Raw genomic sequence first — 13768 nt, forward strand, 5'->3', positions numbered from 1 at the left:
GTAGCTCCGAGGGGTGTTTGCTATATCGAACGATAGGTGGAAGTCTAGTTCTGACTATTGGCGTTTTTACTTTTGCCTGCTTGGACCCAGCCGGCCACTTCAACGGTGCGCTTCGCTTGATGAAAAACAGCATCACGGATCCGATCCTGCTCTTCGATCATTTTACCGTCTCCATCTACACTGACGCTTGTTCCGTACGGGTTGCCTCCCGCTCCAAATGTGACGGGATCTGTGTAACCTGGTGCTGCGACAATCGCTCCCCAGTGATACATCGATGTGTAGAGTGCCAAGATCGTTGCTTCCTGTCCTCCATGTGGATTCTGTGCTGAGCTCATGGCGCTGACGACTTTGTTTACGGTGAGTCCTTTGCCCCAAATCCCTCCGGTTGTATCAATGAACTGCTTCATTTGAGAAGCAATGTTACCGTAACGGGTTGGAGAACTGAAAATAATCGCATCGGCCTCGACAATATCGTCGGGTGTTGCGACTGGGATATCTTTTGTCTTCTCAGCCAGGGCCTTCATCGCCGGATTTGCCGCAATTTTGTCCTCGGGAACCAGCTCCTGCACCTTCAGCAGTTTTACCTCAGCTCCTGCTTTCTCGGCGCTTTCCGCGGCCCACTGTGCTAGCTGGTAGTTAGTTCCTGTGGCACTGTAGTAGATGACGGCTAATTTAATTTTTGACATGCTGGAGTCATTCCCTTCGAGTGTAGTTCCATACTATTAATTACCCCATTGATGCTTTTATAACCCAAATCGATAATTCTGCTCTAACTGGACAGACAGATGTCCACTTCCCTTGTGTATACTGAACTCAATTACAGGAAATGAGGGAGAATAATGAATACTTATTTTGCACAAAAACCGAAAATGACATTGGCTGGGGTTAGCATACGTACGACAAATGAAGTAGAAATGGGTCCCGATGGGGGCTTATCGCGGCTGTGGGAAACGTATTTCCAAAGTAATATTGCGGGGCAGATGGATACGGTTAAGCCTGAGTATATCTATGCCTTGTATACAGATTATGAGAGTGATGCGTCAGGAGCTTATACCGTTGTGATTGGGCATGAAGTGGCTGGGGAGAGATATTTAGCGGATAGAGGCATCGTGAGTGCGGCTGTTCCGGAGAGCAAGTATATGGTTTTTACGACGAAAAAAGGTCCGGTATTTGAAGTAGTCTCGCAAGCATGGGGGGATATTTGGGCTTATTTTAAGGCATCTACAGAGGTAAGAACTTACACGGGCGATTTTGAAATTTATGATTCGCGGAATTTTGATCCTGCTAACACGCAGGTTGAGATTTATATTGCGATTGAGTAGATCGGGTGAAAGATATTTTAGCTAAAAGAAATGTTTCGTGGGGATTTGGGGCTGCCGAGAGGCAGTTCCTTTTTTCGCGGATGAGCTGAATCCCTTGGGTGAGGGTGAAGGGTTACTCAACGAATAAAACGAATATATATCAATAGAAGGAATGAGTAAATACGCTTCATATTTAAATGCGGATGTGTCGTTAACCAGTAAACGGTAAAAATTTCGTACCATTCGCTGTGTTAGGCCGAAGTGGTGCAACAGAACGGTAAAAATCTCCCACATTAGCTGCGTCTAGCTGAAGTAGCAATCTTCAAGGGCAGAAATGCCCTACATTTACCGCAAAGAGCCCAAAAAGCAAGAAAGAGGGGCAAAAGTACCCTACATTTACCGGAAAGAGCCCAAAAAGCAAGAAAGAGGGGCAAAAGTACCCTACATTTACCGGAAAGAGCCCAAAAAGCAAGAAAGAGGGGTAAAAATACCCTACATTTGCCCCAAAGATCCCAAATAGCGAGAAAGAGGAGTAAAAATACCCTACATTTACCGGAAAGAGCCCAAAAAGCAAGAAAGAGGGGTAAAAATACCCTACATTTGCCTCAAAGAGCCCAAAAAGCAAGAAAGAGGGGCAGAAATACCCTTCATTTACCCTAATGATGCTCCAAACCGTTTGGAAGTAGATGGAGCAAGTGAAGTCGATGAGCTTTTATGGAGTGAAGTAGACGATGTAGCTGTTTGAGTGAGTGAAGTGGATGAGCTTTGATGGAGTTGAACTAAGGAAGTGTAGCTGAAGTAGCTGGTTTAGTTAATATGTTCGATGGAGCATGACAGTCCCACCAAACAAATCACACACAAACCAAAACGAAACGGAGAACACCAAATGGGAAAACAATTCACGGCTATATTACCTGCACATCAGGAGTTTATTCTTCGGCAGCATCTTTTTTTCGTAGGGTCAGCGCCGCTATCTGAAGAGGGGCATGTTAATCTTTCACCTAAGGGTCATGATTGTTTGCGGATTTTGTCTCCTAATCAAGTGGCTTATCTCGATATGACCGGTAGTGGTAATGAGACGAGCGCACATCTGCTGGAAAATGGAAGAGTGACGGTTATGTTTTGTGCGTTTGAAGGACCGCCGAATATTCTGAGACTGTATGGAACAGGGACAGTAATCCTGCCTGGTTCATCAGAATGGGAAGCACTGTACCCTATTTTTACACCTCTGCCTGGAGCTAGACAGATCATTTTAATTGATGTTCATAAGGTACAGACTTCCTGCGGATTTTCGGTCCCATTCATGAGTTATGATGGTGAGCGAGAGACGTTACAACGTTGGTCTATCCAAAAGGGCGAAGCAGGTCTGAAAGAATATAGACAAGAGAAGAACACCACAAGTATAGACGGGCTACCGACACCCCTTGGACAAAAAAACTAAGCGGACATGGTGATCCTAGGTTCATGTATATAAAGTTTCACATTCGTCACGATGAGCGATCTCTCAATTCGACTAAGCAGTTATCTCATATATTCTACTGTCCAAAACTCATACTACCCACGGATTCTACCACAAACACAGGCACATATTGCTCTCCCATTTCCGTTCCAACAAGCTGATAACCGTTCTGATATTGACCACTAACTAACGCGTTACCTGTAACGGAACCCAAGTCTCCTTGAAGCAAAATATAAACCCCATTCGAATAAGCCAGCATATTACCGAAGTTATCTGCGACGATTTCACAGTGAAAAGATACCTTTTCAAAAGGATGAAGCGCTACATCGGAAGCTGAAATTACCGCATACTCCTGAACAATCTCAGCAAATTGATAGCTGCCATCTACTTTACGATAACGTGCCGTCTGTCCAACGACACCGACTCCGAGATCCGCGTTAGATACGAGTAAGGAATCATCGGACTGCAGTTCATAGCTATCTCCAGACACTGAAAACAACTGCGAAATACCATCCGATTTCATTTCATATGCTGTAAAAAGGGTACGTCCACCTTCGACCTTAGATTCAGCCAGAACCACGGGGGCACCAGAACCTGAAGAGGCAGCAAGCTGGTCATTAAAAGTTAGACTGCGCAGACTCTCGAATTTTGGTAAAATATTTCCAGTTAAAGTTATGACACTTTCGTCGCTATTCATTGCTGCATAATAGAGGACACCATTGCTATCCGTTCCAGCCACAATGACCTTCTTATCGTGTAGTCCCTTGCTGGAGATGACGTTCCCATATCTGCCTTGCTCTTCACCGCCCGGGAGAAGGCGCACAGGCTCGGCAATATTCCAAGCCAATCTTGTAGCGGCTATGATTGAAGAAGTATCCTCTAACGGAGCAAGATCACTGTATAGCTGAATAGCTTCAGCATATTGACCTTTACTGGTCATGCGCTTGGCATTTTTAAGTAGTATAGCTTTACTAGTATCTACTAAGGTTAGTACTTTGGATGAAGTAATCCCTGACGATCCTGCAAAATTGCGATAAGCAACAGCATGCCCAGCAAAGGCGGTGATGTTATCGCTCTCTAGATCTTTGTTCAGGATGATCTTTCCGCTACTTTCTGCCTGCCCAAGTACCCATGGCGCTTCGTAACTATGCTGGCTGTAAGCATTCATCATGGAGAGGGTGCTCTCCAGCATGCCTGTAAAGTTTCCTGTGCCTGCTAAGGCTTTTAGTTTAGCTGTATCATGACTTTTGAACTTGGAGGCTAGCAACTCCTCCTTGGATGCAGCGCTTCCGTAATAAGCATCGGGAATCTGCAACAGATTCCATTTAAAAGTGTCCTCTTCACTCGTGTTTCCTTCTTGGCTCTGAGCAAGTTCGGTAAGAAACTGCTCCTTAAATTCTCGGAAGTAGGTTGTGAACTGGTCAGAAATGCCTGAATCGGTCGATAACTGGCGATAATAGGATTCATAAGGACCACCGGGCTTCATATATGTAGCTTTTAAGCTGAGGAGAGTATCATAACTTTTCATAAATCCGGTGAAATCTTTAGTCGCAGCTTGTGCTTTAGCGGAAGATACCAAGGCCTTCAAACCTTGGCGGATGGCCGTGATTGGTGACAGCTCATCAAGTCGCTTCGCAACCTTTTCTTCCATATAAAGAATGGAATGGTTTGCCGCCGCTAGGCGATACTGATTCTCTGCACTTATCAGATCGCCAGCAGCATAGAGACGGTCGGCTTCCTTGGTTATTTGTATTTTGTCGGCGATGAGAAAAACCTTCTGTCCAAGCATCACAAACATACTTATACACAAAATGATCATAAAGTTTCGCAGGGTTATTAATTGTTTGAACGTCATATAGAGTAGCCTCTTTTTTCAAAATATAAGAAAGCATAGTTTCACATCATTCTTTATTCTATTGAACTTCGGGGTCCCAGCGGTATTTGGCTTCGCGAATGTCAGCTACTCTTTGGTCCAAGCCGTTCCACGGTTCATGGGGATTCGCAGCAATGAGTTTGGATAACCGCATAAAGCGGTCTTTAGGCAGATCTTGCACGTATCGGCCGATCATACTGGAATAGAGCAGGGCATAACGCTTCATTCTTACTGCAGCTCCGGCAACTCCCGTAAGGATGGTCATACCATTATTCATATGACGAATTTCTACTTCATAGTTCTTTACGTATCGTAGTGTACGATCTTTGATCAGATCAGGACGGACCTTAGCGATCTCGCCGATATATTCGGCTAGCAGCGGCTCGAAATCCTTAAGAAGAAGCTGCTCCAGTTCTAAATCCATATCCTTGCGAAGCAAAAATCCATGCAGCAAGGCGATACGCTGCCGTGCGATCCGGTCACCACGAAGCAGGATGGAGAGTTCGCGCAGCTTCTCGTAGGCAAGCACATCATCCTCACGGAGTACGGAGACAGCCTCCTGACGGTTGATCTCCAGTCCCTCTTTGATGATGCCAATCCCTCGTCCAAGCAGCTCGTTAAGAGAACGAAGATTCTCGTTCTGCCGTGCTTTTCGCTGCGTATAGTACAATAGTCCAGCGAGGAGAATCCCTCCGGCACCACATAACATCATCTGCTCTATGCTATTCCCAAAATAGACGGAGGCTAGTGTAAGCAGTAAGATGAATAGGAGGCGCGTATGCATTTTTCTTCCTGCAATAGATGCAGCTTGCTTTTCTACCGTAATTAGTGAGTCTTTACCGCATTTGGTGCATCGATCTTCACCGAGAGCGGTGTATTGTCCGCAGTGGCGACAAATACGAAGCTTGTCATAAGCATAACGCGGGGCCTTGAAAGGCCGGAAGGTAACGGGTCTTTTCTTATTCACGGCCTTTATCGCCTCCGTTCAAAGCGGCTAGCAGTCGATCGTTAATATCATCACGTGTCAGTGGTTTGCGCTGATGTGCGGCATAAATGGAAATCTGAATTACGGCAATTAGGAACGTAATCCCAAGAATGACGTATGAAATCATGGAACAGTCCTTTCTCATGGACGCCTTGCAGATCGGATGTCTCATAGAATGATCACTCTATGCATCATTGCTACTTTGGTCCGGCGGTCCTAAAGTTGAAGTTTACAAGGTTTAATTATATCATAATGGCATACTATTTACAGATTTTAGCGACAGTGCTGAAGCTGTCATATGTGCCTAATATAACACAAGAGGAGCCCTATTTATGCTTCGTAAATATCAAAGTATTAGAACAACCAAGACTCTCTTTCTACGTATCTTTCCGGCATTGCTCCTGGCTCTTTGTCTAGCTGCCTCGCCTTTTGCAGCTGTTAAGGCCTATGCGGCTACGTCGGCGCAATCTCACATTGATGCGGTGCTTCTTATCGATGTCAGTAACTCCATGAAGACTAGTGACAAGAACAAGGTCGCGAACGAAGCGATGAAAATGTTCATAGATATGCTATCCACTCAAGGTGATAAAGTAGGTATTGTTGCCTATACCGACAAAGTGCAGCGGGAGAAGGCCCTGCTGGAAATTAACTCAGAGACAGATAAACAGGATTTGAAGGATTTTATTGATGGACTGGACCGTGGAGCTTATACCGACATTGCTGTCGGTGTGGAAGAAGCTGTGAAGGTGCTCCAGAATGGTAGCGATCCGAAACATGAGCCAATCATCGTAATGCTAGCTGACGGCAATAACGATTTCAACAAAACAACAGGCCGGACGCAAAGCGAATCGGATAAAGAACTGAACGCCGCTGTGGAGGTTGCCAAGAAGAATGGCTATCCCATTTATACGATTGGTCTTAACGCAGACGGCAAGCTGAATAAACAGAAACTCGCTGATCTGTCCACTGAGACAGGTGGTAAAGCATTTTCGACGGACTCCGCTGATGATCTTCCGCAAATACTTAGTGAAATTTTTGCTAGTCATCTGAAGCTAAAGGTAGTACCTGTGCAGTCGATCACTGCAAATGGGGATTATCAGGATGTGACTGTCAACGTGCCTAACGGCAGTGTTTTGGAAGCCAATATCTCAATTATGTCGTCACAGCCTGTGACCGCGAAGCTAACTGATCCTTCAGGAAATGCTGTCGCCATCCCGTCCAAGGATGTTGTGCTGTCGAAGTCTTCTACGTATAGCTTGATCAAGCTGTTGTCACCGCAAGAAGGAGATTGGAAGCTTCAGGTCAAAGGTGTGCCAAAGGATAAAATTGATATTAATCTAGTTTTTAACTACGATTTGGAGCTTAAGATCGATGCGTTGCCATCAGCAACCTATAAAAAAGGTGATAAAATTGATATTACCTCTCACCTGTTCAGCAATGGTACTCAGGTAACGCTCAGTAATTTGTATCAAGATATGAAGGCGGTACTGCTTGCTACAGATATCGATACAGGTGATGTACAGGAAATCGAACTGGATAACTCCGGGGATGTTTTTAAGGGCACCTTCGAGGTAAAAGAAAGCCATGACTATGAGCTGAAGGTTCGTGCAGAGGAAAGCAGTTTCTATCGTGAAAGTGCTCCTGTAAAAATCAGCGCGAAGGCAGGTGGCGCTGCAACTACCAGTCCTTCGACAGGAACGGGCAAAGAAGAACCTCTGAAAGAAGCATCGTCCAATACCTTGTATTACATTATTGGTGGTATTCTTCTGGTGTTGGCAGCCGCTGCGGCATGGTATGTGCTGAATAAGAAATCGGCACGTGGTTTTGTTGGACAGCTGGTAATTGAGGTTAAAGACGGCAATACGGGTGAGAAGACCTACCCACAATATAAGAAACTTGCTGGATTCAGAGGCAAGTTCACCCTTCATCAGCTGCTGCAATTAGCGCCTGAGCTGAAGGAAAGCGAGAGTATTATTTTCACACCAGCTAAGAATGACCGATTGCTGTTACGCAGTGGAGAAGGTATTACTGTAGAGAGATCCGGACGTGCTGCGGATGCCTCGCGTGGTCTTGAGCTGAAGAGTGGTGACCGCGTTTCAGTGTCCCTGCACACGGTAGATAAGACGATTTATCTCGAATATTTAGTATAGAAGTGGTTTTGCAAGAAATCTGAAGTACAGCTTCCGCAAAACTTTTAGGAGGATAAAGCATATGAAACCAGTAGTAAGAGAGCATATACAGCAATTGGATGTATCACTAGGCGGCGGGATTGTCAGCGATAAGATCAGGGTGGATACGATTGATAATCCGATCCTGATCATTGGACTAGGCGGCACGGGCATTGATGCCCTGCTGCGTCTTAAATATCAGATTAACCGCCGCTTTAAGCTGCCGGAAGATCCGATATCCAAGAAGAAGCGGGACAAGCCGGATAATGTAGAGTTTCTAGCTTTTGAAACGAATGAACAGGATCGCGGAAAGAAATACAAAGGGATCGGACTCGATCCACAGAATGAATTTGTATTGCTGGCGAACGCTGAAATCGGCGGATTGCTGCAGAACCGCAGTATCCTTGATTCGTACATCACGGATTGGCTGTCACCCGAGCTGAGTATCACAGATGGTATGAACGGTGCCGCTGGTGTGCGGCAGGCTGGACGTCTGCTCTTGTTCACCAAGATTAATCAGGTTGTAGGAGCGATTGATAAGAAGATCAAGACCTTATCTGTAGGCACGAACAAAAAGCTGATGGTCTTCCTTTTGACAGGTCTGTCAGGGGGTACAGGTAGTGGAGCGTTCCTTGATATTGCCTATATCGTACGCGGTATTATTGAACGTGATTATGGATCAGCCGGTATTGACCGTGTGAACACACTGGGTTATCTCTTTACACCGGACGTGAACCTGTCTAATAAAAGTCTAAGTGAGCATACGCGTGAATATATTCGCAAGAACGGTTATGCGGCGCTAAAAGAGCTGGATTACTGGATGAATGTAGATAGTCGTGGGGAGCGATTCCAGCAGCAATACGGGAATATTTTGACGGTAAACTCTCCACTGCCTCCGTTTAATTTATGCCATTTGATCTCTGCAACGAATACCGAAGGTAAGCTGTTAGAGAATGCGTATGATTATTGTATGAACGTAACGGCTGAGAACATCACGAACTTTATGGCAAGTGAAGAGAAACAGTCTGGTGAAGAATTCGCCATCCATGACTATATCAGTAATATCCGCACCAATATTGCGCAGATGAATAAGACTTATCCAGCTAACTATGAGTACAACATTATCGGTGCCTCGTCTGCCGTGCTTCCGATTGAGGAAATGACGACTTATCTGGCTTTCCGCTTGTTTGATAAAATGGAAAAAATGTTCCAGCAGGCGCCTGGTCAAGAGGATGTAGAGAAATTCGCACGTAAGCTTGGGATTGATCTCGACAGTATGATTAAAACCTTTGAATCCCGTGTGCCTGAGCCATTGCCAGGTTACGAGAACAGCGAACGCCTGAGTCATGCCAATGTAGTCAAGAATCAAGTGGTAAGTATGGATACAGAGCTGGAGCAGAACTTCCTGGCTCGTGCCCGTGAGGAATATATTAAATCGAAAAAGCAGCTGCCTGGCGAAATTGTTGGACGTTTCAGTGAAGAGCTGGAGCGCATCTTCCTGCACCCAGAGCAAGGGCCATTCTACGTTTCCCGCCTGCTGTACACAGAGAAGGGCTTCTGTATTTTGAAGCTGATTCAGTCTTATATTGAGGCTTTACGTGAAAGCTTGCTGCGTCTGCCACGCGATATTGAGACGGCACAGGACAGTGCGGATGAGAAGCTGAGCGATGCACGCAGTGCTTTTGTATCCAAAGAGAAGAAGAAAAATGCCTATATTGACGCTAAAATCAATGAGTATTGGTTGCATGCCGATGTAGAACGTACTGAGCAAATGATTCAATTTTATGAGGACTTATACGAGCTCTTAAACGATGAAAACAGCCGGATTTATGGTGTGTTTACGGAGATTCTTAGTGCGCTTAGCTCGATTTTTGCCAAGAATGGGGACATCCTTATCAATGGCGAGGAGCAAGCGGATTATAAAGGAAACAAAACTTATTATTGGAACATTGTTAACGTGCCGGATATTTCGGCGACGATCTCCAAAATCATGGATCAGAAGGACGGCGACGACTTGATTCGCGACTTCACCCGTGAAATGCTGAAGCATTCCGGACGTTGGGTTAAGGAACAGGAGATTGATATCGTTCGCTCGATTTCAGAGTTCCTTAGTGATAAGTTCGGGGATCTGATCACCCGTTCGATGGAAGATTTCCTTGTGATGAAATTCGGCCATGAAGAGCCGTTGGATAAGTTCGTAGAGCGGATTATTGCCGGTAAATTGGACGAAGAGGCCGTGCCTACCTTCCACCTTAGCAACAGCTCGGGCAGCTTGCATTTCCCATCATGGGGCTTCGTTTCCGTACCTGTTAAAGCACCTGGCATCCTGAAAGGGATTCGTAATTATCAGAATAATGCGCTTGGAAAATCACAATTTACAATCAAAGAAAGCCAAGTGAAAAACCGTATTTTCTGGCTTAACACCCGCAACGGTGTGCCACTATTCGTATACACGCCGCTGCGGGTGTTTGAAGAGAACTATGAGCGGACCATTCTCGATAAGGAAGGGATCGGCCGCCATCTGGTGATGACGGATAAGAACAACTGGACGTATCTGCCTTCTCCGATTCCGGAAAAATCATGGGGTGACACCTACGTCAATTCTCGTGTACGTGATTATAACGCACGTGTACGTGCAGACTTTGCAAAGGCGTTGGCCAGCGGAGTGATCATCGAAAAAGGTGTAGACGAGAACACAAGCAACAGATACTCTGTTGTGTTCACGAAACCATTTGATATGGATGCTCTGTTGAGTGGATTTGATATGCAGTTAAATTCTTCACGTCCGAATCTCGGAGAAGTGAAGAAGGCGGCTGATGAACTTAAGAATCTGCGCGAGAAGGGCTTGGAACGCGAAGGCATTAAAGATATTTTTGGCAGCATTAACAAAGATATGGCACAGGAGAATCTAATTCGTTCACCGCAGCTGATTTCTCGTGTTCGTGTTGAGCTAGCTAAATATGCTGAGCTGACTGCAAAAGCAACGGAGCTTGAAGGGCTGCTCCATCAATATCTGGACGAAGACAAGTGGATGGACCAATTCATCGAGGCGTTGTACACGGACAGCATTATCAAGAAAGGCGCACTCTACGTTTATGATCGTGATGAAGAAGAGGACGCTTGGGAGCCGTTTGCCAACTTGATGAAAGAACGTAGCTACGTGGAATATGCCGTGTACCGTCATTTCCGGGAGCTGGATGAGAAGAGCCGCAGCGTTCTACTGCGTAAGGCAGCTCGTCGTGCGAGTGAAATGACTGCCGCTGAAGACGTAACCCCATTGCTCTATAAGCTGGAAGGGCTGTATGTATCCTTCCTTGAAGCACGCGACAGCTTGGAGTATGAACGGGTAGAGTATGAGAGCGGCGATGAGATGTATAGTTTCTACAAGAGTATGACTAGCAAACTCGGCAGCATCCGCAGAAAGTTGAAATAGGCCTATGATCAAAACACTGGCATTATCTTATGGTGAACAATATGCGGTACAGGAAGAGGCACAGCGCAGTAAAGGGGATGGACGCAGCAGCATCCATTACCCTGCCCTGTTTCTGTTCGTAGGCGACAAGGTTGCTCCGGCCATCGGTCCGGTGCTGGATAGCTGCGAACGAAAATGGGATAACGCCGGCGGTGTTATGGCATTGCATGCTGTGTCAGGCACGAAGAGTGAGGACACAGACAGAAGTAAGAGGGGCTCTGATGCAGGAGGAAAAGACCGGGTGCTGGCCATGGCCTTGCCGGATATGGCAGGGTCAGATCCACGCACTGTGCGTCATGAACTTTACCGCAAGTTTCATGAGGATACACGTTATCTTGCTGAAATGAATAAAGTTATTCGGCGGCTGAGCAACAGTATAGCGGATTATGGACGGCTATATTCATCTTTTGACGTGATCCATCTCTCTATCATTACGCGGGTCGATGACCCGCTTAATGTATTGTTGCCAGAAATTACACTGCTGGCTCGAGCAATACTCAGCCAGTCCTTCAAGTCGGTACAGACGGATCTCTACGCTTTAATCAATGAGCGGGAGCAAGGGGATAATTTTGGATATTCCAGCTCAGTAGGGCTGGCTTTTCTGCGTGAATTGGACAGAATGCAAGCTACGGACTATACGTTTAATGCACCGCTGCTTGTAACCGAGGATGGTCTGTCGATTCCAGTGAGTCATGGTCCTTCCGCTTTATTTGACCTTGTGTATCTGCTCTCCGATAAGAATGAGCGCGGCATGATGTCGGCTCACGGCATGGATGATAACTATGAGATCATCTCCCATATTAGTCTACTTAAGAACCGTGTCCGCCCGACCTCTGATCAGGCAACCGGACACGGTGGCTATAACAATATGACCTTCAAAAGCGGTATCAGAGGTAGCACAGGAAGACAGGGCTACGCCTCCGCAGGCTTTTCTGGCGTGAGAAGACCTAATGTCCAAATTGCCTTGGCGGTGCTGTATCACGCCTTCCGGCGCCTTGCAGCGGATATGCGTGAGGGTAGTCCATGGACTATGCGCGAGCGTCAATCTCTATTAGGGCTGGATCCTGATAGTTTGCGGGAGCATAGGGCGCAGCTAGTCCCGGAGAAAGACGGCCTTAGTGAAATGACGGGGCTAATGAGCCATGGACGTCCGTCCTACAATGAGCTGAAGCAGTTGTCACTTCGTGAAGCTGAACAGCAGCTGTTCGATGATGGGGGCGAAGCTTATTTCCGTAATAATTTTGTCGCAGAGTCTAACCGGAGAGTAGAAGGTATTCATCCTCTTCGTGGATGGCGCACCCTATTGACGGCACAGGAAACAGCTACGCCAGCAGTAACATTCTATCAGCTTGCGGACTGGACAGCTGATCGTGATGAGGGTGGCAGTGTGCTGCATGCTTTGCGTCAGCATATGACAGGATTGCGTTCAGCACTTGTCTCCGCGCAGGATGAGCTTGAGGATCTTTATGCGGAAAGTGTGGAGCGCCAACCGTTCCAGCGTGTGCCGCTTTTTGACAAACGAACGGTACGCAACTTCATTCATTACTTATTCTCTGCGGTATATGGCAAAAAATATGAGCTATTATGCATGGAAAGTGAGCTTGCGCTGTGCAGTCGTTTGGAATCTGCGCTTGAGCAGCTTCACGTGGAATGTGTGGCCCGTGTGAAAGCTATGGAGACGCTCGAAGAAGAGTTACGTATTACTGTGATGGACAGCATTGGGCGAACGAACGAAACCACTGGCCAGAACGTGATGGAATACTATCGAGTTGTCACAGAAGAAGTAATGAAAGAGATCGAGACCCGGCGTGGGCCAGGAATATTCTTTAGTGACAAGTACATGGGTAGCGTTTCTAAGCTTTTAGAGCAAGGCAAAGAAGCAGTAGCGGAGCGTTTGATTGGCATTTGTCAGCGGGAAATATTAACGGCTGATCCGTTTGCTCTTTCTTTCGAAGAAGAATTGCTGCGGCGTGCAAATGTTGCGGCTGCTTATGAGAACCGTCAGGTTCTATCCAAGGAAGAGTTGTTCAAGCGTCTGTACCATAATCTGGAGGATAGCGCGACGATCAATGTTCGTCTGTTCGAATACACGCAAGAGCATCGTCATGAGGAAAAATATTTCTTCGGAGACAGCGCATCTGAATTCCTGCGCTATGCATTTGGTGTGGATGAGACGACCCGCATCTATCGCTTAGGCTTCGTGCATGAACAGCGTAGGAGCGGAGTGGAGAAGTTAAATCTGATGGGTGGTTTCCATTTAGAAGACCTGCTCTACTACCGTAATGGTAAGGTTTATTATGAAACCTATGCTCAGAATGGCTATCAGCTTCATGGGGTGAGTGAAGAGCAGCTTCCCGAGATGCGCTGATGGCGTAATAGATGGGTACCCTCACTTTGAGTCTCTTTATTGCATTTTGTGCAATAGATTCATCGGATATAACCTTTAATTAGAGTTCTGTTGTATTTGATACAATAGATTTAAGTAAATTTCTGGAATAGGGACATTTCTC

Annotated in this window: 9 protein-coding genes; 5 read left to right on the forward strand and 4 right to left on the reverse strand. The window is 46.2% G+C overall.

The genetic code is table 11. The annotated features are described in order from the left end of the window. Window positions 1–44: 44 nt before the first annotated feature. The gene (gene wrbA, locus NSS87_RS04460; protein WP_076299112.1) at window positions 45–686 is read right to left on the reverse strand and encodes an NAD(P)H:quinone oxidoreductase type IV; all 642 of its coding nucleotides are present in this window, start codon (window positions 684–686) and stop codon (window positions 45–47) included. A 153-nt stretch (window positions 687–839) separates the two neighbouring features. Between wrbA and NSS87_RS04465 the strand changes: the two genes are divergently transcribed. Together NSS87_RS04465 and NSS87_RS04470 are read left to right on the forward strand one after the other, a co-directional pair. Beyond that, window positions 840–1322, forward strand: coding sequence for a GyrI-like domain-containing protein (locus tag NSS87_RS04465; protein ID WP_339245080.1), 483 nt, complete (start codon window positions 840–842; stop codon window positions 1320–1322). An 865-nt stretch (window positions 1323–2187) separates the two neighbouring features. Next, a complete protein-coding gene (locus NSS87_RS04470) occupies window positions 2188–2742 on the forward strand; it encodes a pyridoxamine 5'-phosphate oxidase family protein (RefSeq protein ID WP_042185093.1) in 555 nt (184 codons plus the stop codon). 94 nt (window positions 2743–2836) lie between these two features. Here NSS87_RS04470 and NSS87_RS04475 read toward each other — a convergent pair whose 3' ends face one another. The 3 genes from NSS87_RS04475 to NSS87_RS04485 are packed head-to-tail and all read right to left on the reverse strand — an operon-like array spanning window position 2837 to window position 5745. Then, a complete protein-coding gene (locus NSS87_RS04475; protein ID WP_339245083.1) occupies window positions 2837–4615 on the reverse strand; it encodes a hypothetical protein in 1779 nt (592 codons plus the stop codon). Between the two features lie 58 nt (window positions 4616–4673). Beyond that, window positions 4674–5600 (reverse strand): hypothetical protein, encoded by a 927-nt coding sequence (locus NSS87_RS04480; RefSeq protein WP_149646435.1) that lies wholly within the window; start codon window positions 5598–5600, stop codon window positions 4674–4676. Further along, on the reverse strand, window positions 5593–5745 hold the full coding sequence (locus NSS87_RS04485) for a hypothetical protein (protein ID WP_155986556.1): 153 nt from the start codon (window positions 5743–5745) through the stop codon (window positions 5593–5595). Before NSS87_RS04485 ends, NSS87_RS04480 begins: the two co-directional genes overlap by 8 nt. Window positions 5746–5950: 205 nt before the next feature. Between NSS87_RS04485 and NSS87_RS04490 the strand changes: the two genes are divergently transcribed. The 3 genes from NSS87_RS04490 to NSS87_RS04500 all read left to right on the forward strand — a co-directional run bounded on the left by NSS87_RS04490 (window position 5951) and on the right by NSS87_RS04500 (window position 13626). Continuing rightward, the gene (locus NSS87_RS04490; RefSeq protein WP_339245085.1) at window positions 5951–7768 is read left to right on the forward strand and encodes a vWA domain-containing protein; all 1818 of its coding nucleotides are present in this window, start codon (window positions 5951–5953) and stop codon (window positions 7766–7768) included. Between the two features lie 61 nt (window positions 7769–7829). Then, window positions 7830–11219, forward strand: coding sequence for a tubulin-like doman-containing protein (locus tag NSS87_RS04495; protein ID WP_149646437.1), 3390 nt, complete (start codon window positions 7830–7832; stop codon window positions 11217–11219). Window positions 11220–11223: 4 nt separating this feature from the next. Next, window positions 11224–13626 (forward strand): transcription initiation factor TFIID, encoded by a 2403-nt coding sequence (locus tag NSS87_RS04500; protein ID WP_339245088.1) that lies wholly within the window; start codon window positions 11224–11226, stop codon window positions 13624–13626. Window positions 13627–13768 lie beyond the last annotated feature (142 nt).

The organism is Paenibacillus sp. FSL F4-0243 (assembly GCF_037963295.1).
Classification (GTDB): Bacteria; Bacillota; Bacilli; order Paenibacillales; family Paenibacillaceae; genus Paenibacillus_AQ.

Excerpts from the sequence above, each read along its gene's own strand:
- wrbA (WP_076299112.1), bottom strand. The coding sequence starts at position 686 with ATGTCAAAAATTAAATTAGCCGTCATCTACTACAGTGCCACAGGAACT.
- NSS87_RS04465 (WP_339245080.1), top strand. The coding sequence starts at position 840 with ATGAATACTTATTTTGCACAAAAACCGAAAATGACATTGGCTGGGGTT.
- NSS87_RS04470 (WP_042185093.1), top strand. The coding sequence starts at position 2,188 with ATGGGAAAACAATTCACGGCTATATTACCTGCACATCAGGAGTTTATT.
- NSS87_RS04475 (WP_339245083.1), bottom strand. The coding sequence starts at position 4,615 with ATGACGTTCAAACAATTAATAACCCTGCGAAACTTTATGATCATTTTG.
- NSS87_RS04485 (WP_155986556.1), bottom strand. The coding sequence starts at position 5,745 with ATGATTTCATACGTCATTCTTGGGATTACGTTCCTAATTGCCGTAATT.
- NSS87_RS04490 (WP_339245085.1), top strand. The coding sequence starts at position 5,951 with ATGCTTCGTAAATATCAAAGTATTAGAACAACCAAGACTCTCTTTCTA.
- NSS87_RS04495 (WP_149646437.1), top strand. The coding sequence starts at position 7,830 with ATGAAACCAGTAGTAAGAGAGCATATACAGCAATTGGATGTATCACTA.
- NSS87_RS04500 (WP_339245088.1), top strand. The coding sequence starts at position 11,224 with ATGATCAAAACACTGGCATTATCTTATGGTGAACAATATGCGGTACAG.